This window comes from Thermophilibacter mediterraneus, assembly GCF_900119385.1.
Taxonomy (GTDB): domain Bacteria; phylum Actinomycetota; class Coriobacteriia; order Coriobacteriales; family Atopobiaceae; genus Thermophilibacter; species Thermophilibacter mediterraneus.
Window position 1 is genome coordinate 339,127 of sequence record NZ_FPKO01000007.1, and the last position, 22,712, is coordinate 361,838.

Below are 22,712 nucleotides of genomic sequence, written 5' to 3' on the forward strand. Positions count from 1 at the left end.
GATACCAAATGTAGGAGCAAAGCGACGCTTCCACCAAGAAAAACGTCGCCTTGCTCCTACGGTCGTCGAGTGCGGGGTGGTCGCGTCGATGGCCGCGCCGCTACCTGCCCTTCACCTGCGACGGGTGCCTCTCGAAGAAGTCGAAGCGCGGCGGCAGGGGGACGATGGCGTGCTCCTCGGGCGCCTCGCCGAGCGTCGCGGCGAGCTCGACGGGACCCTCGAAGGCGTGCTCCCAGCTGAAGAACAGCTCGGGCGAGAACCCCATGTGCTCGCAGATCGCCTCGCAGCCGCGGGGCACGGCGGGGTGCATGAGCAGCGCCGTCGTGCGCAGCGCGACGAACGCGTCGGCGAGGGCGGCTTCATAGGCGGCGTCGTCGCCCTTGGCGGCCTTGCTCGCGTCGTCCCAGCGCTTGTTGGCCGCGCGCGCGAACTCCTCGGCGACGCCGAGCGCCCCGTGGGCGTCGAACTCGTAGGCCCTCCGCTCGAAGGCGAGCGTCGCCTCGCGGGCGCAGGACACGGCCTGCTCGCTCGGCGCCGCGACGGGCAGGTGCGCGCCGCAGACGTTCGCCGCCCCGTAGAAGCAGCTGCGCGCCAGGCGGTTGAAGATGTTGGTCAGAAACGCCGACTCCTTGAGGGCGGGGTCCACCACGCGCGGGTCGTCGCGCACGAGGACGTCCTCGCCGGTGGCCTTGTCCTTGTGGGAGACGGACGTGTCGAAGGCCTTGGGGTTGAAGCTCACGGCCTTCTGGTCGAGGCCGAGGCTCAGCCAGTGCGCGCGGAGCTGCTCGGGGGTGTAGCGCTCCAGCAGCTCCGCCGCCATCGGCGGCGCGATCTTGCCGGAGCTCGAGGCCTTCTTGTTCATGAAGAGGATGTGGTAGTTGGCGACGGGCACGTCCTGCGTGAGGCCCCAGTCGAGCGCCTCCCAGAGCGCGGGCTGGGCCACGCAGTAGAAGTAGATGTTGTCCTGCCCGATGAACTGGTAGACGCGCGCCTCGTCGGAGCACCACCAGTCGCGCCAGTCCGCGGACGAGTAGCGCCCCTCCGGGGCGAGGGAGAGCGCGGTCTGCGTGAAGGAGATGGGGGCCCAGAGGCTCTCCGGCCAGCACCACACCGTGAGGCCGCTCGTGCCCTCGAGCTCGGGCGCCGCGACGCCCCAGTCGATGTTGCCGGTGATGCGGAACGGCAGCAGGCACTTGCCCGTGCGGAAGCGCACGCCGGCGGCGTCGAGCGCCTCGCGCGCCTCGTCGCGCGCCTCCCAGCCGTCAAAGGTGAGCGAGAAGGACTGCTGGCCCTTCTCCGCCTCCGTCAGCGTGTGGGCGGGCAGGCTCCCCGCCACGGCGTCGTAGGCGTCGCGGAACTTGTTCTGCACGTAGATGACGGGGTCGACGAGGCTCTCGCGGACGGTCTTGGTCACGATCGCGCGGACCTGCGGGTCGAGGTCCCACTCGTCCATGAGGCGCTCGAGCTCCTCGCGGAAGGCGGGCAGGTCGAAGTACCAGTTGTCCACCGGGCGCAGCTCGGGGGTGGTGCCGGTGAGCTGCGAGACGGGCGCGATGAGCTCCTCGGGGTCGAACTGGTGGCCGAGGTCGCACTCGTCGGCGTATGCCTTCTCCGACTTGCAGCCGCGCACCGGGCAGCGGCCCTGGACCTGGCGGCCGTTCAGGAAGGTTCCCGCCTCGACGTCGAAGAACTGGCGCGTGGTGCGCCGCTTGAGGTAGCCGCGCTCGTGGAGCCGCCGGATGAGCTCGTCGCTGAGGCGGGCGTGCACCTCGCGCGCGGGCTCGAGCCCGGAGCCGCCGAACAGGTCGAGCGAGATGCCGTACGCGTCGAGCGCGGCCTTCTGGGCGTCGTGGTTGGCGCTGACGTAGTCCACGATGGTGCCCTCGTAGCCCTCGTTCTCGACCTTCTTCCGGAAGCCCTCGGCGATGGGCGAGCCGTAGCAGTCCGTGCCGGAGACGAACAGCACGTTCTCGCGCCCGATGCGGTCGCGCAGGAAGCGGGCGAAGAAGTCGGCGGGGACGAAGACGCCGCCGATGTGGCCGAAGTGCAGGTTCTTGTTGCCGTAGGGCATGCCGCCGGTGATGACGGCGCGCTTGGGGAAGCTCGGTCGGGTGTCGGGCATGTGGGCTCCTTATGAGACGACTGCAACCGTACCATTTTGGCACGTATCCGCATGGGGTACCATTGCCACATGCAAAAGATAGCCGACATGGACGTTCTGGGCGACGTCGGGCTGCAGCGGCGGGTCCTGCGACTCTCGTTGGCGATCGCGGGCGTGACGCTGGTCGCGACCGTCCTCGTCGGCGTGCTCGCGGGCGGCGGCGAGGTCCTCTCCGTCTGGTGGTGGGTCTGCCTCGCCGCGGGTTGCCTCGCGCCCCTGCCCGTCCACGAGCTCGTCCACGGCGCCGCGTTCAAGCTGCTCTGCCCCGGCTGCCGCGTGTCGTTTGGCTTTCAGGACTCGTTTCTCTACACCAAGACCGACGGCGCCGTCGCCACGCGCGGGCGCATGGTGGTCGTGCTGCTCGCCCCCGCCGCCCTCGTGACGGCCGCCGTGGCGGCGGTGGCGCTCATCGCGGGACGTCCCGTGCTCGCCGTCCTTCTCTCCGGGCTGCACCTGGCGGGGTGCGCGGGCGACCTCGTCATGGCCGCGTCCGCGCTCGCCGAGCCGCGCTGCACGCACGTGCGCGACACCGACGTCGGCATCGAGCTGCTCGAGGGCGCCCGGGCCCCTCGCTCGTGAGGCGCCGGGCGCGGCGCGGGTCCCCTCCCGAGCCCCCCGGTCGACCGGCGGCCTATACTGTCCTCGTCCTGTCACTGATGCCAGCGGCGCGCCGTCCCCGGGCGCGCCCGGAAATGGAGCTGGGACCATGACCCCGCTGCTGCTGCACGCGTGCTGCGGCCCGTGCTCGCTCGAGCCGGTGAGGCTGCTGCGCGAGGAGGGCTTCGAGCCCACGATCTGCTGGACCAACCCCAACATCCAGCCGCTCTCGGAGCACGCGCGCCGGCTCGACACGCTGCGCGCGTGGGCGGCGGACGTCGCGCACGTCGAGGTCGTCGTCGCGGGGGACGACCGCCCGGCGTGGGAGCGCGCCGCCGCCCCTGCCGGGTTCGACCGCGAGCGTCGCTGCCGCGCCTGCTACGCGCTGCGCCTCGCGCAGGCCTGCCGCGTGGGCCGCGACCTCGGCTTCGAGTACGTCTCCACGACGCTCGCCGTCTCCCCCTACCAGCTCTTTGACGCCTGCGGCGAGATCTTGCGCGCGGTGGCGCCCCGCTTTGGCCTCGAGCCGGTCTGGCGCGACTTCAGGCCGTACTACCCCGAGGCCACCCGCGAGTCGCGCGAGCTGGGCATGTACCGCCAGAACTACTGCGGGTGCCGGTTCTCGGCCGCGGAGGCGGCGATGGAGCGCCATGAGGCGCGCGACGCCCGCAAGCGCGCCAGGCGGGCCGCCCGGTCGGCGGGGTAGCCGTCGCCGTCCTCCCGCGCGCGGCCCGTCCCCCACTTGTAAGGATTTGACAAGCCCGTCGCGACGCAGCCGCCCTTCTCGCCCGTTTGGGATACCGTGGGAGGGCCCGCGATTCCCGAAGCGACGAAGGACGGTGTGAACGATGATCGAGTGCCTGATGACCGGCGCCAACGGAGCCATGGAGAGAGTGGAGGCCCCGTGTCCGGGGTGCTGGGTCAACGTCGTCGCGCCCACGCCGGAGGAGCGCGCGTGGCTCGAGACCGAGGTCGGCGTGCTCCCCGAGTTCCTCCGCTCGGCGCTCGACGACGAGGAGACCTCGCGCCTCGACTACGACGAGGACGAGCGGCAGATCTTCGTCATCGTTGACTACCCCGTGGTGGGGGAGGACGGCGCCGGCGTGCGCGCCCAGAGCCCGCTGCAGTACGACACGATGCCGCTCACCATGGTCTTTCTTCCCGAGCGGGGCATGTTCGTGACCGTGAGCATCCTCGAGAACGAGGTCGTCTCCGACCTCGCCGGGGGGCGCGTGCGCAACGTCGACACCCGCTACCGGACGCGCTTCCTGCTGCAGATGCTGCTCCACGTCTCGCAGCTCTACCTCGTCTACCTGCGCCGCATCGACCGGCTCTCGTCGAACACCGAGGCGAAGCTCCACGCGTCGGTCAGAAACGAGGAGCTCATCCAGATGCTCAACCTCGAGAAGTCGCTCGTGTACTTCTCGACGTCGCTCAAGTCCGACGAGGTGACGCTCAACAAGATCGCCCAGGGGCGCGTCATCCCGCTCTACGAGGACGACCAGGACCTGCTCGAGGACGTGCTCGTCGAGATTCACCAGGCGATCGAGATGGCCAACATCTACTCGAACACGCTCTCCGGCACCATGGACGCCTTCGCGAGCATCATCTCGAACAACCTCAACATCGTGATGAAGGTGCTCTCGGTCATCACCATCGTCATGGCGATCCCCAACATCGTCTTCGGGTTCTACGGCATGAACGTGGACCTGCCCTTCGACGGCGTGCCGCTGCTCGACAACTGGGCGTTCCCCCTGCTCCTCGCCGCGGTGTGCTGCCTGGTCGCCGCCCTCATCTTCAAGCGGAAGGGCATGTGGCACTAGGCGGCCCTCCCGCGTGCCGGGCCGCGGCGAGCGGGTGGGTCGTCCTCGGGGACGTGCTATCGTAGTGCGCTGGAAACCCGAGGAGGAACCTTCATGCGCACCGACGACTTTGACTACCCCCTGCCCGACGAGCTCATCGCCCAGGCTCCCGCCGAGCCCCGCGACTCGTGTCGCCTGCTCGTGCTCGACCGCGAGAACGGCTCCGTCGAGCACCGGCGCTTCACCGACGTGATCGACTACCTCGAGCCGGGGGACCTGCTCGTGGCCAACCGGACGCGCGTCATGCCCGCGCGCCTCGTCGGCCGCAAGAGCGGGACCGGCGGCGTGTGCGAGACGCTGCTGCTCAGGCGCCGCGAGGACGTCGACGCGCTCGGCGGCGTCTGGGAGTGCCTCGTCAACCCCGGCAAGCGCCTGCGCCAGAGCGGAACCGTGATCGAGTACCGCGCGGGCGGCCTGCACGCGCCCGAGTCGGCGCCGGTGGTCCTCACGGGCGAGATCGTCGACTTCGTCGAGGGGAGCCGGGGCGGCAGGCTCGTGCGCTTCTCGCCGGTGGGGGAGGGGGCGGACGGCCGCCCGCGCACCCTCGACGAGGCGATCCACGCCGCGGGCCACGTGCCCCTGCCCCCCTACATCACCTCCTACGAGGGCGACCCGGAGAAGTACCAGACGGTCTACGCCATGAGCGAGGAGCACTCCGCCGCCGCGCCGACCGCCGGCCTCCACTTCACGCCCGAGCTCATCGAGCGCATCCGCGAGCGGGGCGTGGGCTGGGCGACGGTCGAGCTCGAGGTGGGCATCGACACCTTCCGCCTGGTCACCGAGGACGACCCCACGAAGCACGTCATGCACACCGAGCGCTACCACGTCCCCCAGGAGGTGGTGGACGCCGTGCACGCCACCAAGGCGGCGGGCCACCGCGTGGTGGCGGTGGGCACGACGTCGGTGCGCTCCCTCGAGAGCGCCTGGGAGCCGGGCGCCGAGCCGAGCGACCCGCCCGTCGCGGCGCGCCGCTTCGAGTCGTTCGCCGGCACGGGGGACATCGTCTGCCGCGAGAGCGCCACCACCAACCTCTTCCTCATGCCGGGCTCCGCGTTCCACGTGGTGGACGCCATGATCACGAACTTCCACGTGCCGCGCTCGACGCTCATGATGCTCGTCTCCGCCTTCGCCACGCGCGACCAGGTCATGGCCGCCTACCGCGCGGCGATCGAGGAGCGCTACCGCTTCCTCAGCTTCGGCGACGCGATGCTCATCAGGTAGCCGGGGCCGCGGCGGGCCCTACCTCGTGGCGAGAAGAACCGCGATCCCGACGATCAGCGCGAGCGCCACGAGCACGACGGCACCGAGCGCCATCCGCGATGAGCGCGTGTGGGCGCGCAGCGAGCGCTCCCCCTCGGCGAGCTCGTCGACCTCGTCGCGCTGCGAGGCGATCTCGTCGCGCAGCGCGGCGATCTCGTCGCGCAGGCGCTCGGTCTCCTCGGGGGTGTCGTGGACGTGGCGCGCCTCGTCGAGCAGCGCCTGCGCCTCGTCGTGGCGCTCCGCGGCCTCGTCGTGGGCCGCCTTGGCCTCCTCCGCCTCGCGGCGCAGGTCGCAAATCCGGTCCTCGAGGTCCTTCTCCTGCGCCTGGGCGTTCGCCCTCCTGGCCTCGTAGTCGTCGCGGCGCGCCTCGTACTCGCGCTTGGCGGCGTCAGCCTCGCGCTGCGCCTCCTCGAGCGAGCGCTTCTGCGTCCAGAGGTGCGTCTGCGCCGCGTCGACGGAGGACTGTGCCTCCGAGGTGACCGTGCTCACCTCGGATCGCGCCGCCTCGACGTGCGCGAGCTCGGTCGCGAGCTCGTCCTGGAGCTGGCGCACCGCCGCCGGCGCCGCTCCCGACCCCTGGGCGCGCCTGAGCTCGTCGCGCACCTTGCGCAGGCGCTCCTGGGAGGAGTCGACGGCGCGGTTCGCCGCGGCGATGCCCTGCTCGCGTCGGTCGGTCGCCTCCTTGACCTGGCCCTCGGCCGTGCGCACCGCGCGCTTGGCCTCCGCGACGCCCCGACCCGCCTCCTCGGACCTGCCGCGCGCGGTCTCGGCGATGCGCTTGTAGGGCCTGAGCTCCTGCTCGTGGTCGTCGCGCAGCCGGGCGAGCCGCTCGTCGAGCTCCCTCGCCTCGTCCTCGAGCCGCTCGACGCGCTCGCGCTGCCCGGAGATCTCCCGCGCGCTCCGCTCGACGACGTCGCTCTGCTCGGCGACGATGTCGTCGAAGGAGCCCTCGACCTCCTCGCGCCTCGCGAGCGCCGCCTCGCTCTCGGCGAGCTCGTCCTCGAGGTCGCGCAGCCGCGAGCGGGCCGCCCCGTGCCGGCGCGAGGCCTCCCTCACGTCGCGCATGGCCTCCAGCCCGCTTCTCAGCGTCGAGGTCAGCGCCTGGGCGCCGCCCCGCGCGGGCGCGACGCCGCCCTCGGCGCCCCCGTCCCTCTCGTCGTCTCGGCGCTGGTCGGCATCGTCTGACATCGCGTGCTCCCTTTCGTCTCACGAGCGCCGCGGTCTGCGACGCACACCCCTATTGTGCCCCACTTCGACGCGCGACCCGCAAAAACTGTCCGCTCGGCGCCGTAAACGCATCCTTGGGGTGGTCCGTACCTTTCAAACGACGCGCCGTTTGCTACTATGTATCCTGTGTTTCGGGGGATCTCAGATATTCCCCGGTTGTTGGGAAATCTGGAAAGGGAGTTCACGACATGGTTTCTAAGCAGACGAGCATCATCAACGCCACCGGCCTTCACGCGCGTCCCGCGTCCGTCTTCGTGACCGAGGCCAAGAAGTATCAGAGCAACGTCACCATCAAGAACGTTGACAAGGACTCCGCTCCCGTCAACGCCAAGTCCATCATGATGATCCTCGCCGCCGGCCTCGGCACCGGCACCAAGGTCGAGGTCGCCTGCGACGGAGCTGACGAGCAGGAGGCCCTCGACGCCCTCATCGCCCTCATCGACTCCGGCTTCGGCGAGTAGTCGCGGGGGAGAAGAGCCCTTTTCGCCTGTTCGGCCCGGCGCCCTGCGGCGTCGGGCCCTTTTTTGTGTAGGATGGGTCGGTGTTTTCGATTGCGACCGGCCGCGCCGGTCCTCGCGTGAGGGGAGCCGCATGGACCAGAGCCTGTTCACCTACGACGTCGTCGCCGAGGACCCGTCGACGCACGCGCGCGCGGGCGTGCTGCACACCCCGCACGGCGACGTCCCCACGCCCATCTTCATGCCGGTGGGGACCAAGGCCACGGTCAAGGGCCTCCTTCCCTCCACGCTCGAGTCGCTCGGCACCAAGATCTTGCTGGCCAACACCTACCACCTCTCCATGCGGCCCGGCGCCGACCTCGTGGCCGAGATGGGGGGACTGCACGACTTCATGGGCTGGCACCACCCCATCCTCACGGACTCCGGCGGCTTCCAGGTCTTCAGCCACGAGGAGTTCTTCAAGCTCTCGCGCGACGGCGTGCGCTTCCGCGCGATCGACTACGACGGGCGCTGGTTCACCTGGACGCCCGAGGAGAACATGTCGATCGCGCAGAGGCTCGGCGCCGACATCGTGATGCAACTCGACCAGTGCGTGGGCTACCCGGCCCCGCGCCGCAAGGTCGAGCGCTCCGTGGAGCTCTCGAGCCTGTGGGCGGAGCGCTGCTACGCGGCGCACGAGAGGCCCGACCAGGCGCTCTTCGGCATCGTCCAGGGCGGCATGCACCTCGACCTGCGCCTTCGCAGCCTCAGGCACCTCGAGGAGATCGGCGACTTCCCCGGGTACGGGATCGGCGGCTACTCGGTGGGGGAGGACCACGAGACCATGTTCGAGTCGCTCGAGCCGCTCGTGTCCGAGCACATGCCGCGCACGAAGCCGCGCTACCTCATGGGCGTCGGCAACCCGACCACGCTCGTGCGCGCGGTCGCCTGCGGCGTCGACATGTTCGACTGCGTGCTGCCCACGCGCACGGCGCGCACGGGGTCTGCCTTCTCGAGCGAGGGGAGGCTCAACTTCCGGCACGCGCGCTTCGCCCACGACGCCGGCCCCCTCGACCCGGCGTGCTCGTGCCCCACGTGCACGGGAGGGTTCTCGCGCGCCTACCTCCACCACCTCGTCCGCCAGAAGGAGATGCTCGGCTCGATCCTCATCTCGCAGCACAACATCTTCTACCTGCTCGACCTCATGCGTCGCATCCGGGAGTCCGTCGCCGCGGGGACCTACGCCGCCTTCGTGGACGACTGGATGGCCTCGCCCGCGGCGCGGGACTGGTAGGCCCGTCCGCGCGCCGTCCGGCGCGCTTGGCCCTCAGCAACCTTTGGGGTCTCCTCGTGAGGGCGGGCGGCCCCGGCCGCCCGTTGGGGTATCATTGTTCGGTTGACAAGACGAACGTGACCCGAGAAGAGGCCTCATCATGAAGAGCTCCTCAGCAGAGAAGAACGAGAAGGAAGCGACCGGCGTCGCCCGATGGAGGCAGGGGGACGGCGCGCGCAGGAAGAGGCGCCGCCGCGGCCTGTCTCGCGACGCGAGGGCGCAGATTCCCGCGCTCGTGGTGGCGCTGCTGCTGCTCGTCGGCGCCGTCGTCGCCTGCCTGCCCCCGGCGGAGCGCCTGGGGTGGGGCGCCGACTTCGCCGGCGGGACCTCCTACACCTTCGTGTCCGACGCCGACGCCGACCTCTCCTCCGCGGTGGGGACGGTCCGCGACCGCCTCGCCGCCCTCGACGTGCGCGGCGCGCGCGTGAGCGCCGCCGACGGCCAGCTCACGGTCCAGGTCCCCGCGGGCGAGGATGACGCCTCCGCCGTGGCCGAGGTCGCCCGCACGGGCCGCTTCGAGCTCGTGCGCCTCGACTCCATCTCGGACGCCGACGCGCTCGCCCGCATCTCCGCGGGCGTGAGCGACGTCGAGCTCGCCGAGGGTACCTACGAGGCCTTCCTCGACGGCTCGTCGGTCACCGCCGCGTCCGCCGTCGAGACCTCGTCGGGGTCGGGGGTCTACGGCCTCGCGCTCTCCTTCGACTCCGAGGGCGCCCAGGCCTTCGCCGACGTCACCGGCGAGCTCGCCCCCGTCTACGGGCAGATCGCCGTGGTCGTCGACGGCACCGTCGTGGCCGCGCCGCAGGTCAGCCAGGCCATCGAGGGTGGGCAGGTGAGCATCTCGCTCTCGCTCACCCAGACCGAGGCCGCCGGCATCGCCGCCGCCATCTCCACCGGCGAGCTCCCGTGCTCGCTCGTGCAGCAGGGCTCCTCGGCCTTCTCCGCCGCCGTCGGCGCGGACGAGCTCGGTCGCGCGCTCATCGTGGCGGGCGTCGCGGTGCTCGCGCTGCTCGTGGTCCTTCTCGTCTGGATGCGCCTGCTCGGGCTCGTGGCCTACGCGGGCCTGGCCTACACCGCCGTGCTCGAGGTGGGCGGGCTCGCGCTGCTCTCGTCCGCGGGCGTCTTCGTCCCGACGGTGACCGCCTACCTCGGCGCCGCGGTCGCCGTGCTCGTCGCCTTCTGCGCCCAGCTGCTCGTCGTCGCGCGCGTGCGCTCCCGCATGCGCTCCGGCACCGACGCGCGCGACGCGCTGCGCTCCGTGCCGCGCTCGCTCAGGATCGAGCTCGGCACGCTCGCCGCCGTCTTCGTGGTGGGCGGCCTCGTCCTCTACTTCGTCGTGTCCGACGGCGGCCTCGCCACGAGCCCCGCGGGCCTCGCCTGGCCCGTCGCGGCGGTCGTGGGCGCGCTGTCGCTCGCACTCGTGGTGCTCCCGCTCGGCAAGCTGCTCGCCTGCGGGCCCCTTCGCGACCGGGACGCCGCCGGCGCGCGAGACGCCAAGAGGGACGAGGACTAGATGCCCGGCGACGCCGACAGCCGTCGCTGGTCGGTCCTGCCCCGTGACCCACGCGCCGAGCGCCGCCTCGTGGAGGCGCTCGGCGTTCCCGCCCTCGTCGCGCGCGTGCTCGCGGCCCGCGGGATCACCGACGTCGAGGACGCCCGCGCCTTCCTCTCGCCCTCGCTCGAGCGCGACTGGGCAGACCCGCTGTGCGTCCCGGGGATGGATGCCGCCGTCGAGCGCGTCGCGCTCGCGCTGGACCGCGGCGAGACCGTCGCCGTCTTCGGCGACTTCGACGTGGACGGCATGAGCTCGACCTGCCTGCTCACCCTCGCGCTGCGCCGCCTGGGCGGCGACGTGCACCCCTTCATCCCGCACCGGTTCGGTGAGGGGTACGGCCTCTCGCGCGAGGCCCTCGCGCGCGTGCGCGACGCGTGCGACCCCGACCTCGTGGTCACCGTCGACAACGGCATCGCCGCGGCCGACGAGGTGGCGTGGCTGCGCGAGCTGGGCGTCGACGTGGTGGTGACCGACCACCACGAGCCCGCCGACCTCGTCCCCGCCGGCGTTCCGGTGACCGACCCCAAGCTCTCGCCCGACTGCCCCTCGCGCGAGCTCGCGGGCGTCGGCGTGGCGCTCAAGCTCATCTGCGAGCTCGGCGCCCGCCGCGGCGCTCCCGACCTGTGGCTCGACTACCTGGACGTGGCTGCCCTCGGCACGCTCTCCGACATGATGAGGCTCACCGGCGAGAACCGCGCCCTCGTGGCCGCCGGCATCGACCTCATGCGCCGCCGTCCGCGCCCGGGCCTCGCGGCCCTCGCGGGCACGGCGGGGCTCGACGTGGCGGCCGTGAGCGCCGACTCGCTGCCCTTCTCGCTCATCCCGCGCCTCAACGCGGCGGGTCGGATGGACTCGACCGACGTCGCCCTCGACCTCCTGCTCACCGACGACGTGTCGGAGGCGACGGTCCTCGCCGGCCGCCTCGAGGCAATCAACGCGGAGCGCCGCGAGACGGAGGCCGCGCTCGCCGAGGCCGCGCTCGCCGAGGCGCAGCGCTCCTATCGCGGCGAGCGGGCCGTGGTGGTGGGCGGGCGAGGGTGGCACGAGGGCGTGAAGGGCATCGTGGCATCGCGCCTCGTGAGCCGCTACCACGTCCCCTCGATCGTCTTCACCGTCACGGAGGACGGCATCGCCCGCGGCTCCGGGCGCTCCGTGGGCTCCGTCGACCTCTTCCACGCCGTCGAGCAGTGCTCGGACGTGCTCGTGCGCTTCGGGGGCCACGCCGGCGCCGTGGGCGTCACGTGCGAGGCCTCCCGCCTCGACGAGTTCCGCGAGCGCCTCTGCGCGGCGCTCGACGCCCTGCCGGGGGACCAGTTCGTCGACGTGGGGGAGGTGACGGCCGAGGTGGCGCTCCCCGAGATCAGCGTGGAGTCCCTCGACGCCCTCGAGCTGCTGCAGCCCTTCGGGCAGGGCAACAAGAAGCCCGTGCTCGCCGCGCGCGGCGTCACGATGCGCAACCGCGCCCTCGTGGGCGCGGACGGGGCGCACCTGCGCTTCATGGCGACCGACGGCCGCTCCTCGGTCCCGGCGATCATGTTCCGCGTTCCCGACCCGGCCGCAGCCGCTGCCTACGAGGGCGTCTGCGACCTCGTCTTCGAGGCCGTCAACGAGACGTGGCAGGGCAGGACGAAGCCCAAGCTCATGGTCAAGGACATCCTCATCCCCGCCCCCGCGGGGGAGCGGGGGCGCCTGGGCCGGTTCGGCGCGGACGTCGACGCCGGGGCCCCCGGCGACGGGGGCGAGGGGGCCGACGGCGCCGAACCGCCCGCCGACGAACGGCGCCGCGCGGAGCTCGCGGCGCTGGGCGAGCCCACCCTCACCGACGAGCTGCGCCGCGCCCTCATCGGCGACCGCCCCCTGCTCGCGGCCCAGCGCGCGACCCTCGAGCGCCTCGCCGCCGGCAGGTCGTGCCTGGCCGTCATGGCCACGGGGCGCGGCAAGTCCCTCATCTTCCACCTGCACGCGGCTCGCCTCGCCGTCGCGCGCGGCGAGGCGAGCGTGTTCGTCTACCCGCTGCGCGCCCTCGTGGGCGACCAGTCCTTCCACCTTCGCGAGTCGCTCGGCTCGCTCGGCGTGCGCGCCGAGGTGCTGACGGGGGAGAGCCCCGCCTCAGAGCGCGCCCGCGTGCTCGGGGCCCTCGCCTCCGGCGAGGTCGACATCGTGCTCACCACGCCCGAGTTCCTCGCCATCCACCGCTCCGCGTTCGCCCGGGGCCGCGTGGGCTTCGTCGTGGTCGACGAGGCGCATCACGCGGGGGCGGCGGCCCCCGGCTCGCGCGACGCCTACCTCGAGCTGCCCTCCGTCCTGGCGGACCTCGGCGACCCCGTGGCCCTCGCGGTCACGGCGACGGCCGACCCCGCCGCGGCGTCGGAGATCTGCCGGCTCCTCGGCATCGACGAGGGGGACGTCGTCGTGGACTGCTCGGTGCGTGAGAACCTCCTGCTCGACGACGCGCGCGACGCCCTCGACCGCGACGCCCTTCTCGCCCGCATCGTGTCGACCGGCGAGAAGTGCGTGGTGTACGTTCCCACGCGCGAGCGCTCCGTCGCGCTCGTGCGGATGCTGCGCCACTGCGTCCCCGGCCTCGCCGCGCGCGTGGCTCTCTACCACGCCGGCCTCTCGCGCGACGCCCGCCGTCGGGTCGAGCGCGCGTTTCGCGGCGACGAGCTCGCGTGCATCGTCTCGACGAGCGCCTTCGGCGAGGGGGTCAACCTCCCCGGCATCCGCCACGTCGTGCTCTACGGGCTCCCCCTCGACCGGGTCGAGTTCAACCAGATGAGCGGTCGCGCGGGGCGCGACGGCGCCCCCGCGACGGTGCACCTCCTCTTCGGCCCTGACGACGTCCGCGCCGGCGAGGCCATCCTCGCGTCCGCGGCCCCCGCGCGAGACGACCTGGTCGCCCTCTACCGGACCCTCCTCGCCCTCTTCCGGACGTCGGGCCCGGTCGGCCTCGACGACGAGGGCATCGCGCGCGCCGCCCGCGAGCGCGACCCCCTCTGCGCGCTCGACGCCCGCGAGGTCGCCTCCGGGCTCTCGGTCTTCTCGGAGCTCGGCTTCTGCGCCGTCACGGGCTGGGGCGCCTCGCGCCGCGTCGCCATGGCGAGCGCCCCTGCGCGCATGGAGCTCACCGAGTCGGCCTGCTACCTCGAGGGGCAGAGGCTCCAGCGCGAGTACGCCTCGTTCTGCCGCTGGGCGCTCGACGCGCCCGCAGACGAGCTTCTTGCCCGGCTCAACCGCCCCATCACGCCCAACTTCGGTATCATCGTGTCCTAGGGGAGGATGATGGAGATGAGCGTCAACGAGACCCAGCGCCCGGAGGGCACCGTCGCGCCGGAGGGTGCGAGCGCGCCCGCCCCCGTGCGTCCCAAGAAGAGCGTCGTTCCGTCCGCGGCGAACTACCGCCTGCTCCAGGAGGCGTGCGAGGCCTACCTGGACGACGAGGGCTGCGAGAAGGTCGACCGCGCGTACCGCTTCGCCGCGGACTACCACCGCGACCAGCGCAGGCGCTCCGGTGAGCCCTACATCAACCATCCCGTCGAGGTCGCCCTCATCCTGGCGCACGACCTGCGCATGGACGAGGACACCATCTGCGCCGCCCTTCTCCACGACACCGTGGAGGATACCCCAGCGACCCTCGACGAGCTGCGCGACCTCTTTGGCGAGACCGTCGCCGACCTCGTCGACGGCGTGACCAAGCTCACGAGCATCCAGGTCTCGTCGATGGACGCCAAGCAGGCGTGGAACCTCCGCAAGATGTTCCTCGCCATGAGCCGCGACATCCGCGTGGTCATCATCAAGCTCGCCGACCGCCTGCACAACATGCGGACGCTCGCGGCGCTCCCGCCCGACCGCCGCCAGTTCAAGGCGCGCGAGACCATGGACGTCTACGCCCCGCTCGCCGACCGCCTCGGCATCTCCTCGATCAAGTGGGAGCTCGAGGACCTCGCCTTCTTCTGGCTCGAGCCCGAGGAGTACCAGCGCGTCGCGCGCATGGTCCAGGACTCCCGCGCCCAGCGCGAGGACGACACCGAGGCCGCCATCAAGACGCTCGACGACGAGCTCAAGTCCGCCGGCCTCAGCAACTACCAGATCACCGGGCGTCCCAAGCACCTGTGGAGCATCTACCAGAAGATGACGCGCAAGGGGCGCGAGTTCTCGGACATCTACGACCTCATCGCGCTGCGCGTGATCACGCAGACGGTGGGGGACTGCTACTCCGCGCTCGGCGCCGTCCACTCGCTGTGGAACCCGCTGCCCGGCCGCTTCAAGGACTACATCGCCACGCCCAAGGCCAACCTCTACCAGTCGCTGCACACCACCGTGGTGGGCCCCGACGGGAAGCCCATCGAGATCCAGATCCGCACGGTCGAGATGCACGAGGCCTCCGAGTACGGCATCGCCGCGCACTGGCTCTACAAGAAGGAGGGCAACTCGCGCGGGCGCATGAGCGCCGAGGACCGTGCCATCGACTCCACGATCAACTGGATTCGCAAGACCCTCGACTGGGCCACCGAGGACGACATCGACGACCCGCACGAGTTCCTCGACAACCTGCGCGTGGACCTCTTCGAGCACGAGATCTTCGTCTTCACGCCCAAGGGCGAGGTCATGAGCCTGCGCCGTGACGCCACGCCGCTCGACTTCGCCTACGCCGTCCACACCGAGGTGGGCAACCACTGCGTGGGGGCCAAGGTCAACGGATCGGTCGTGCCGCTGTCCTACAAGCTCAACATGGGCGACCGCGTCGAGATCCTCACCAACAAGAGCGCCAAGCCGAGCCGCGACTGGATGAACCTCGTCGTGATGCCGTCGACGCGCGCCAAGATCCGCAAGTTCTTCTCCACCCAGACGAGAAACGACGACGCGGAGGCCGGCCGCACCGAGCTCGCCCACGAGCTGCGCAAGCGCGGTTACGGCATCTCGACGCGCCGCACGGTCAAGGCCATCGAGCGCGTGTGCGAGAGCTTCGAGCTTCGCTCGCCCGACGACCTCTTCGCGTGCGTCCACACCGGCAAGGTCTCCGTCAAGCAGGCGGCCAACCGCATCGAGGAGATCCTCGAGGAGGGATCGCCCGAGCAGCTCGCCGCGCAGGAGGCGGAGGCCCGTCGCCGCGCCGAGCACGACCGCGCCATGACCTCCGGCGCGCCGGTCATGAAGTCCTACGCCCTCACGCAGGCCGCCAAGGGCAAGCGCAGGCGCAGCAACTGCGGCGTCGTGGTCAAGGGCGACCCCGACCTGCTCGTGCACCTCGCGCACTGCTGCAACCCCGTCGCCGGCGACGAGATCGTGGGCTTCATCACGCGCGGACGCGGCGTCTCGGTCCACCGCGCCAACTGCCCCAACGTGACCGACCTCATGCGCAATCCCGACCGCATGATCGACGTCGCCTGGGACACCTCGGGCGCGACGGAGTTCAGGGTCGAGATCGTGGTGGAGGCGACCGATCGCATGGGGCTGCTCAAGGACATCACCGTCGCGATCGGCGACGCGGGGGCGAACATCCTCTCCGCCGCGACGCAGACGAGCACGCAGGGCGTGGCGCGCCTGCGCTTCCTCGTGGCGATCTCCGACGCGAGCCTGCTCGACGTCCTGCTCGCCGCGGTGAGCCGCGTGCCCTCGGTCTATGACGCACGCCGCATCATGCCCGGCGAGGGCGCGAACCAGATGAAGCAGCGGGTGAGGTGACGCGGGGCGGGGACGCCGCGCTCGCCTGGCCTGCTCGCCCGGAACCGCGTCCGGCGGCCGTCGCGCCGTGGGCCTTGCATCCGGTGGCCGCCGCGCAGTGCGAGCCTCGCTTTTCGCCCCCGCCGCGCTGCGAACCTCGCACTGCGCCCCGCTGCGTCGCGAACCTCGCACCTAGTGGTACCTACCACGTCTGAGAGTTGTTTTATGTAGTATATAAAGCTACTTTATTTTCTAGACTCGCACCAGGTGCGAGGTTTTGGAGTCAAGGAGGAGCTCATGGCAGAGAAGTGCGTCCCCGGCGAGAAGGACGACCGCCCCGAGCGCGACGAGCTGCGCTGCTTTGCCGTGACGCCGCTCCAGACCAACTGCTACGCCTACGTGAGCGCGGGGGAGTGCCTCGTCGTGGACCCGGGCGGCTCCGGGGAGGCGGTGGCGGGGCACCTGGGCGACGTGCGCGTGACCTGCGTGGTCGCCACCCACGGCCACGGCGACCACGTGGGCGGCGCGGCCGCGCTCTGCCGTGCGACGGGCGCGCCCTTTGCGATCCATGCGGCCGACGCCGCGCTCGCCGCGCGGGCGGGCCAGATGAGCGAGGTCGGCCGCAGCTATGACGAGGACGCCCCCGCGCCCGACCGCACGCTCGCCGAGGGAGACGTCGTCTCGGTGGGTGCGGCTACCTTCACCGTCATGGAGACGCCGGGCCACACGCCGGGCGGCATCGTGCTCGTGGGCGGCGGGAGTGCCGAGGGAATCGCCTTCGTGGGTGACACGCTCTTCCCGGGCAGCCACGGCCGCACGGACCTCACGGGAGGGGACGAGCGTGCCATCATGGCGTCGCTGCGCAGGATGGCAAGGGAGATCGCGCCCGAGACGACGCTGCTCTGCGGGCACGGCCCGTCCACCACGATGGCGCGCGAGCTCGCGACCAACCCGTTTCTGCGGTAGAGGAGCGCTGCGCGCGACCTGGGCGCCGACGCGCTCTGATGGTGCCCGAGGCGGGGCTCGAACCCGCACGAGTTGCCTCAACGGTTTTTGAGACCGTCGCGTCTGCCAATTCCGCCACTCGGGCACGGCGGCGCGATGCGCCAGCAAAGATGACTATACCACCAGTCCGAGCGTCCATGCATCGCCGTGTGGGCTGGTCCGCGCCCAAGGCACGCTTTGTGGTCCCAAAGCGTGCCTTGGGCGCGGTCGTTCTCGCGACCCGGTCCGAAGCCCGCGCCAAACGAACGCTTCGGGCGCCAAGAGCGTGCGTTTGGCGCGGGGCTCCCCGAGGGCCTTTCTTCCCGGAGGGCCGAGCGCGCGTCGATGGACGCCTGCTGCCCTCGCGTGAATCGTTGTCCGGTCGAGGGGGTAGAATGCAAGGCGTACAAGCATAACGTGCGAGAAGGGAGCTTTCCATGGCACTCACGAGCGAGGTCACCTCCGTCCTGAACGAGCAGATCAACAAGGAGCTCTACTCCAGCTACCTCTACCTCACCTTTGCCGACTACTACGAGGACCGCGGCCTCAAGGGGTTCGCCAACTGGTATGAGATTCAGGCGAAGGAGGAGATGGACCACGCGCTGGCAATCCGTCGCTACCTCCTGGACAACGACTTCAGGCCCACGATGGAGGCCATCGCCAAGCCCGACAAGACCTTCGACAACGATCTCGCGCCGCTGGAGGCCGGCCTCGAGCACGAGGAGTACGTCACGAGCCTCATCCACCACTGCTACGAGGTCGCGCACGAGGCGCACGACGTCCGCACGATGAAGTTCCTCGACTGGTTCGTGGAGGAGCAGGGCGAGGAGGAGACCAACGCCCGCGACATGATCACCAACATGAAGCTCTTCGGCTGCGACCCCAAGGGCCTCTACGACCTTGACCGCGAGTACCAGGCGCGTGCCTACGTGCAGTCCGCCTCCCTCAAGCTCTAGGCTCGCCGCGGCTTTTGGAGAAACTCTGAAGCTCGAGCGCCCCGGGGACCGACGCAAGATTTCCGTTGCCGGTCTCCGGGACGCGTGCTATTCTGTCCAAGTGTGCTTTTGCGAAGTGGGATCGAGGTTGGGTCCCCACCTACACGGCGCCTACGGGTTGCTGTCTGGTCAGACAACGTATGCTCATCTCGCCCTAGGGGCGAGCGCTGTCTCCCGGATGCTGCTCACTGGTGCCGGGAGCTTTTCTTGTGCGGCGGGAGCCGCGACGGAGGGAAGGAGTTCGACATAGCCAGGAACGATGGTCCTCGCATCAACGAGGAGATTACGTCCCGCACGTGCCGTCTGATTGGCATCGACGGCTCCCAGATGGGCCTCTTTGGCGTGCGCGACGCGCTGAGGATCGCCCGCGACCAGGGTCTCGACCTCGTCGAGATCGCCCCGAACGCGGAGCCCCCGGTCTGCAAGATGCTCGACTACCGCAAGTATAAGTACGAGCAGGACCGCAAGGCCAAGGCCGCCCGCAAGAACCAGGCCAAGGTCGAGATCAAGGAGATGAAGTTCCGTCCCAAGATCGACGTGGGTGACTACGAGACCAAGAAGGGTCACGTCATTCGCTTCCTCAAGAAGGGCGCCCGCGTCAAGATCACGATCATGTTCCGCGGTCGCGAGATGGCCCACCCCGAGCAGGGTCGCATGGTGCTCGACCGCCTTGCCGAGGACCTGAAGGACGTGGCCACGGTCGAGCAGAAGCCGCTCATGGAGGGTCGCAACATGCACATGACCATCGTCCCGATCAAGGGCGCCTTTGACGAGAAGCCCAAGGCCGGGGACGAGAAGGCAGCAACGGAGAAGGAGAACTAGACATGCCCAAGATGAAGACGCACAAGGGTACGGCAAAGCGCTTCCGCCGCACCGGCACCGGCAAGATCATGCGTGCCAAGGCTTTCAAGAGCCACATCCTCACCAAGAAGTCCCCGAAGCGCATCCGCGGCTTCCGCAAGGAGACCGTCCTCTCCGACGCCGACGTCAAGACCGTCTCCCAGCGCATGGGTTCCAAGTAGGCGCGCGAGCGTCCCTCGATTGAAGTCTCACCAAGGAGTTGATTAGATATGGCACGAGTCAAGCGCGCCGTCGCCGGCCGTAAGAAGCGTCAGACGCTCGTCGAGCGCACCAAGGGCTACTACGGAGTCCGCTCCCGCACCTTCCGTGGCATGAAGGAGCAGGCTCAGCACTCCGGCCAGTACGCCTACCGCGACCGTCGCAACAAGAAGCGCGACTTCCGCGCCCTGTGGATTCAGCGCATCAACGCCGCCGCTCGCATGAACGGCCTCTCCTACAGCCAGTTCATGCACGGCCTCAAGCTCGCCGGCGTCGAGCTCGACCGCAAGGTCCTCGCCGAGATTGCCTACAGCGACGAGCAGACCTTCGCCGACATCGCCGAGGTCGCCAAGAAGGCCCTCGCCGAGTAAAGTTGACAAGGGGACAGTCCCTTTGTCATGTTATGCGCCCCGGGTTACGACCCGGGGCGTTTTTTGTCTGTCGTGACGTTCGCATATCGCCCGCGACATGACAGCCGAGCGGGCGTTTCCTACGATGGGGCCACAGACGGACGCAAGGGAGGCGGTCATGCTACGGACGAGAAGGACGCTGGGGCTGGTGGCGCGCTTCGCCGCGTGGGCGGCGTGGCTTGCGACGATGCTCTTTGTGCCGGGTGCGCTGCGGTACGCGAGCTACCTCGAGAAGTTGCCGGAGGGTTGGGCTGACCCCATCGACTTGTGGTTCTTTGTGCCGTGGAGCGCGGCCATTCCGCTTGCCTTTGTGGCCGCCGCGCTGACGTACTCGTTCCGGGAGCGCATTGCCGGAAGGCGGAGCGCCTTCGTTATTGCGGCCGTGGCTGCGCTCGTGGCATATCTGGGGCTTTCGTCCGCCTATTACCTTGGCGCCTTCGTGACGGAGTATGCACTGCGCGGCTTGCTGGTCCTTCTCGAGAAGGTGGCGCGCTACACGGCGTGGGGGCTGTGGGGGTCCGCGCTGGTGACGTGGGTGCTGCCTGCGGAAACGCTCGCTGAAAAGGTGGGCTCTCCGCTTGACGGGCGTCCCGGGGCGGAGGCGCTCACGGAGCGCGAGCGAGAGGTGGCGGAGCTGCTTGTCTCGGGGAGCACGCAGGCGCATGCGGCCGAGGCGCTTGGCATTAGCGCCTCCTCCGTGGGCACGTACCGGGCGCGCGCGTGCGAAAAGCTCGGGGTAGCCTCGCTTGACGAGCTGGTGCCGCGCGCCTATGGGGCGGCGTCCGTCCCGTCGCGGCTCGACGTGGGCGCTGCTGGCTCGCTGCCGCTCATGGCGCTCGCGCTCTGCGCTGGGATGATCCTGCACTACGTGACGGGCTATTCTCCGTACCTCAGTTTTGCGTCTCAGGTCGATCTGGTGGCGGTCCCCGTCCTCGCGCTCACGGTGCCCTGGGGCTGTCTGTTCGCCTATGCACGGCTGAGGGGCATGCGGGTGCGGCATCGCGAGGCGAGTGGCCGGCTGGTGCTGGTGCTGGTGACCCTGGTGGCGTTCGGCTTCTCTGCGGGCGGGATGGATCCGCTCTGGGTATCCCTGCCCTCCCAGGGCGCCCCTCAGACCATGGTGAGCCTGAGCCTTGTCGCGCTCGTTGGGTACGTGGCCTCGCTGGTGCTGTTCGCCCCGCACCTGCTGTGGCCGGTCGTGCGGGAGGTCACGACGCTCGACGAGGAGCGCTGCGTGCTCTACCTGCGCGGGCGTGGTGCGGGAGAGCTCCAGGCGCGCGTGCTGACCGAGATCGCGCTCGGGCGCAGCGCGCCGGAGATCTGCGAGGCGCTCCACGTTGCCCGTGGCACCGTCAACGCCTACCGCGCGCAGGGCTACGAGCTTCTGGGGGTGCACTCGAGCAAGGAGCTCGAGGGCCTTCTCGCCCGTGACGTGGGGCGGGTACCGTCTGCCGGCAAAAGGGAACCGTCTGCGGAAGACTCTGCAACGAGTGCGTAAACACCGGTTGCGCGGGAACAAAGAAAGTAACGTTGTCAATCGTCGCTACCCACAAAGCGACCGGCAGAGGAGGCGAGTCCAATGAACAGTGATCTGGTAGCAGGGTTTGGACCCGCCTTCCGCGCGACCGAGACCCTGTAGCTTCGGGCGAGCGCACTCGCCAACGTCTCCGATTCGTTTATCGGTTTGGGTCGTTGATAGAAGCTGCGGAGCGGGTCCAGACATCGAATCGCTGGCTGTCCGACATACAACGCAGCGACACGGGTGATTCCAAAGTACAGACGAGGCGGGGCGGCGCAATGGGGCGCCGCCCCTGTTTTGTGTGCTCGATTGCTGGCGCTCTCTGGCACCTCCTGAAGGGTATGCACAGTGCGCATACCGGGTATGTACACCTCGCTTCGAGGTTCTTCTCCCAAAACCGCAGGCCAAGGGCGTGGACGAGAAGAACGGGCGAAGCGGAAAGTGCGCATACCCTAGAGGGTGGGTGCGCATACCCTCCCTCAGGATCGAAGATGCCCCAGCGCGAGAAGGGCCGGCCACAAGAGGGCCCGACACCGCAGGAAGCGGCGCCGGGCCAGCATCAAACATTTGTGTAAATTGGGGACTGTCCCCAATTTACAGACGCTACTTCTTGATCCAGGAGAACATGGAGCGGATCTTCTCGCCGGTCTTCTCGATGGGGTGGGAGTTGATGGCCTCGCGCTGCTCGAGGAGCCACTTGTGGCCGTTGTTGCAGTCGTCGACGAACTCCTGCGCGAAGCTGCCGTCCTGGATGCGGGCCAGGATGCGCTTCATGGCCTCGCGGGACTCCGCGTTGATGACCTGCGGGCCGGCGTAGTACTCGCCGTACTCGGCGGTGTTGGAGATCGAGTAGTTCATGAAGTGGATGCCGGACTCGTACATGAGGTCGACGATCATCTTCATCTCGTGATAGACCTCGAAGTACGCGAGCTCCTCGGGGTAGCCCGCCTCGGTCAGGGTCTCGAAGCCGGCCTTGACCAGCTCGACGAGGCCGCCGCAGAGCACGGCCTGCTCGCCGAAGAGGTCCTCCTCGGTCTCCTCCTTGAAGGTGGCCTTGATGATGCCGGAGCGGGCGCCGCCGACGCCCCAGCAGTAGGAGAGGACGATGTCCCAGGCGTCGCCCGTGGCGTCCTGGTAGACGCAGGCGAGGTCGGGGACGCCGGAGCCCTCGGTGTACTGGCGGCGCACGATGTGGCCGGGGCCCTTGGGCGCGCACATGATGACGTTGACGTCCTCGGGGGCCTTGATGTAGCCGTAGTGGATGTTGAAGCCGTGCGCGAAGGCGAGGGTGTCGCCGGGCTTGAGGTGGGCGGCGACGTGCTCCTCGTAGACCTTGGGCTGGGTCTCGTCGGGGACGAGCATCATGATGACGTCGGCCTCCTCCGCGGCCTCGTCCATGCTCACGACCTTGAGGCCGGCCTCTCGGGCGGCCTGTGCGGACTTGGAGCCCTCGCGAAGGCCCACGCGGACGTCGACGCCGGAGTCCATGAGGTTGAGGGCGTGGGCGTGGCCCTGGGAGCCGTAGCCGATGATGGCGACCTTCTTGCCCTGGATGACGCTCGGGTCCACGTCCTTCTCGTAATAGATGTCAACGGCCATGTTCTTCTCCTTTGTCTTGCCGTTTGCACGCTATGCGTCACCGCCGCGCG

The 22,712-nt window shown here is 69.9% G+C and carries 18 protein-coding genes and 1 tRNA gene; 15 read left to right on the forward strand and 4 right to left on the reverse strand.

The genetic code is table 11. From position 1 onward, the window contains the following. Positions 1-100 precede the first annotated feature (100 nt). A complete protein-coding gene (locus BQ7106_RS01455; protein WP_072370157.1) occupies positions 101-2,122 on the reverse strand; it encodes a class I tRNA ligase family protein in 2,022 nt (673 codons plus the stop codon). A gap of 69 nt (positions 2,123-2,191) precedes the next feature. On the opposite strand from BQ7106_RS01455, the gene BQ7106_RS01460 reads away from it, so the two are divergent. The 4 genes from BQ7106_RS01460 (at position 2,192) to queA (ending at position 5,841) form a co-directional block, all read left to right on the forward strand. Further along, entirely contained in the window at positions 2,192-2,740 is a 549-nt protein-coding gene (locus BQ7106_RS01460; RefSeq protein ID WP_159431255.1) for a DUF3267 domain-containing protein, read from the forward strand. A 127-nt stretch (positions 2,741-2,867) separates the two neighbouring features. Beyond that, entirely contained in the window at positions 2,868-3,464 is a 597-nt protein-coding gene (locus tag BQ7106_RS01465; RefSeq protein ID WP_072370165.1) for an epoxyqueuosine reductase QueH, read from the forward strand. A 142-nt stretch (positions 3,465-3,606) separates the two neighbouring features. Next, on the forward strand, positions 3,607-4,581 hold the full coding sequence (locus tag BQ7106_RS01470; protein WP_072370169.1) for a magnesium transporter CorA family protein: 975 nt from the start codon (positions 3,607-3,609) through the stop codon (positions 4,579-4,581). 93 nt (positions 4,582-4,674) lie between these two features. After that, on the forward strand, positions 4,675-5,841 hold the full coding sequence (queA, locus tag BQ7106_RS01475; protein WP_072370172.1) for a tRNA preQ1(34) S-adenosylmethionine ribosyltransferase-isomerase QueA: 1,167 nt from the start codon (positions 4,675-4,677) through the stop codon (positions 5,839-5,841). Positions 5,842-5,859: 18 nt separating this feature from the next. On the opposite strand, the gene BQ7106_RS01480 is transcribed toward queA, so the two are convergent. Continuing rightward, the gene (locus BQ7106_RS01480; RefSeq protein WP_072370175.1) at positions 5,860-7,068 is read right to left on the reverse strand and encodes a hypothetical protein; all 1,209 of its coding nucleotides are present in this window, start codon (positions 7,066-7,068) and stop codon (positions 5,860-5,862) included. Positions 7,069-7,295: 227 nt separating this feature from the next. Here BQ7106_RS01480 and BQ7106_RS01485 point away from each other — a divergent pair, with 227 nt between their 5' ends. The 6 genes from BQ7106_RS01485 (at position 7,296) to BQ7106_RS01510 (ending at position 17,062) form a co-directional block, all read left to right on the forward strand. Next, on the forward strand, positions 7,296-7,568 hold the full coding sequence (locus BQ7106_RS01485) for an HPr family phosphocarrier protein (protein WP_072370178.1): 273 nt from the start codon (positions 7,296-7,298) through the stop codon (positions 7,566-7,568). Between the two features lie 130 nt (positions 7,569-7,698). Next, the gene (tgt, locus tag BQ7106_RS01490) at positions 7,699-8,838 is read left to right on the forward strand and encodes a tRNA guanosine(34) transglycosylase Tgt (protein ID WP_072370181.1); all 1,140 of its coding nucleotides are present in this window, start codon (positions 7,699-7,701) and stop codon (positions 8,836-8,838) included. 139 nt (positions 8,839-8,977) lie between these two features. Next, positions 8,978-10,390, forward strand: coding sequence for a SecDF P1 head subdomain-containing protein (locus BQ7106_RS01495; protein WP_072370184.1), 1,413 nt, complete (start codon positions 8,978-8,980; stop codon positions 10,388-10,390). Continuing rightward, positions 10,391-13,705, forward strand: a complete 3,315-nt coding sequence (gene recJ / locus BQ7106_RS01500) for a single-stranded-DNA-specific exonuclease RecJ (RefSeq protein ID WP_072370187.1) — start codon at positions 10,391-10,393, stop codon at positions 13,703-13,705. Between the two features lie 9 nt (positions 13,706-13,714). Then, positions 13,715-16,117 carry a RelA/SpoT family protein gene (locus BQ7106_RS01505; protein WP_420544355.1) on the forward strand — a complete coding sequence of 801 codons (2,403 nt, stop codon included), beginning with the start codon at positions 13,715-13,717 and terminating at the stop codon, positions 16,115-16,117. Positions 16,118-16,393: 276 nt separating this feature from the next. Beyond that, on the forward strand, positions 16,394-17,062 hold the full coding sequence (locus BQ7106_RS01510; RefSeq protein ID WP_072370190.1) for an MBL fold metallo-hydrolase: 669 nt from the start codon (positions 16,394-16,396) through the stop codon (positions 17,060-17,062). A gap of 39 nt (positions 17,063-17,101) precedes the next feature. Here the strand turns inward: BQ7106_RS01510 and BQ7106_RS01515 are convergent. Further along, positions 17,102-17,186: transfer RNA gene (locus BQ7106_RS01515), tRNA-Leu, on the reverse strand. A 331-nt stretch (positions 17,187-17,517) separates the two neighbouring features. On the opposite strand from BQ7106_RS01515, the gene BQ7106_RS01520 reads away from it, so the two are divergent. The 5 genes from BQ7106_RS01520 (at position 17,518) to BQ7106_RS01540 (ending at position 21,042) form a co-directional block, all read left to right on the forward strand. Next, the gene (locus BQ7106_RS01520; protein ID WP_072370193.1) at positions 17,518-18,036 is read left to right on the forward strand and encodes a ferritin; all 519 of its coding nucleotides are present in this window, start codon (positions 17,518-17,520) and stop codon (positions 18,034-18,036) included. 246 nt (positions 18,037-18,282) lie between these two features. Next, the gene (gene infC / locus BQ7106_RS01525; RefSeq protein ID WP_240307396.1) at positions 18,283-18,897 is read left to right on the forward strand and encodes a translation initiation factor IF-3; all 615 of its coding nucleotides are present in this window, start codon (positions 18,283-18,285) and stop codon (positions 18,895-18,897) included. Between the two features lie 2 nt (positions 18,898-18,899). After that, on the forward strand, positions 18,900-19,097 hold the full coding sequence (rpmI, locus tag BQ7106_RS01530) for a 50S ribosomal protein L35 (RefSeq protein ID WP_072370196.1): 198 nt from the start codon (positions 18,900-18,902) through the stop codon (positions 19,095-19,097). A 48-nt stretch (positions 19,098-19,145) separates the two neighbouring features. Next, positions 19,146-19,505, forward strand: coding sequence for a 50S ribosomal protein L20 (gene rplT / locus BQ7106_RS01535; protein ID WP_072370199.1), 360 nt, complete (start codon positions 19,146-19,148; stop codon positions 19,503-19,505). Positions 19,506-19,662: 157 nt separating this feature from the next. Then, complete coding sequence (locus BQ7106_RS01540) at positions 19,663-21,042, forward strand: LuxR C-terminal-related transcriptional regulator (protein ID WP_072370202.1); 1,380 nt, start codon at positions 19,663-19,665, stop codon at positions 21,040-21,042. 624 nt (positions 21,043-21,666) lie between these two features. Here BQ7106_RS01540 and ilvC read toward each other — a convergent pair. Next, entirely contained in the window at positions 21,667-22,662 is a 996-nt protein-coding gene (gene ilvC / locus BQ7106_RS01545) for a ketol-acid reductoisomerase (protein WP_072370205.1), read from the reverse strand. Positions 22,663-22,712 lie beyond the last annotated feature (50 nt).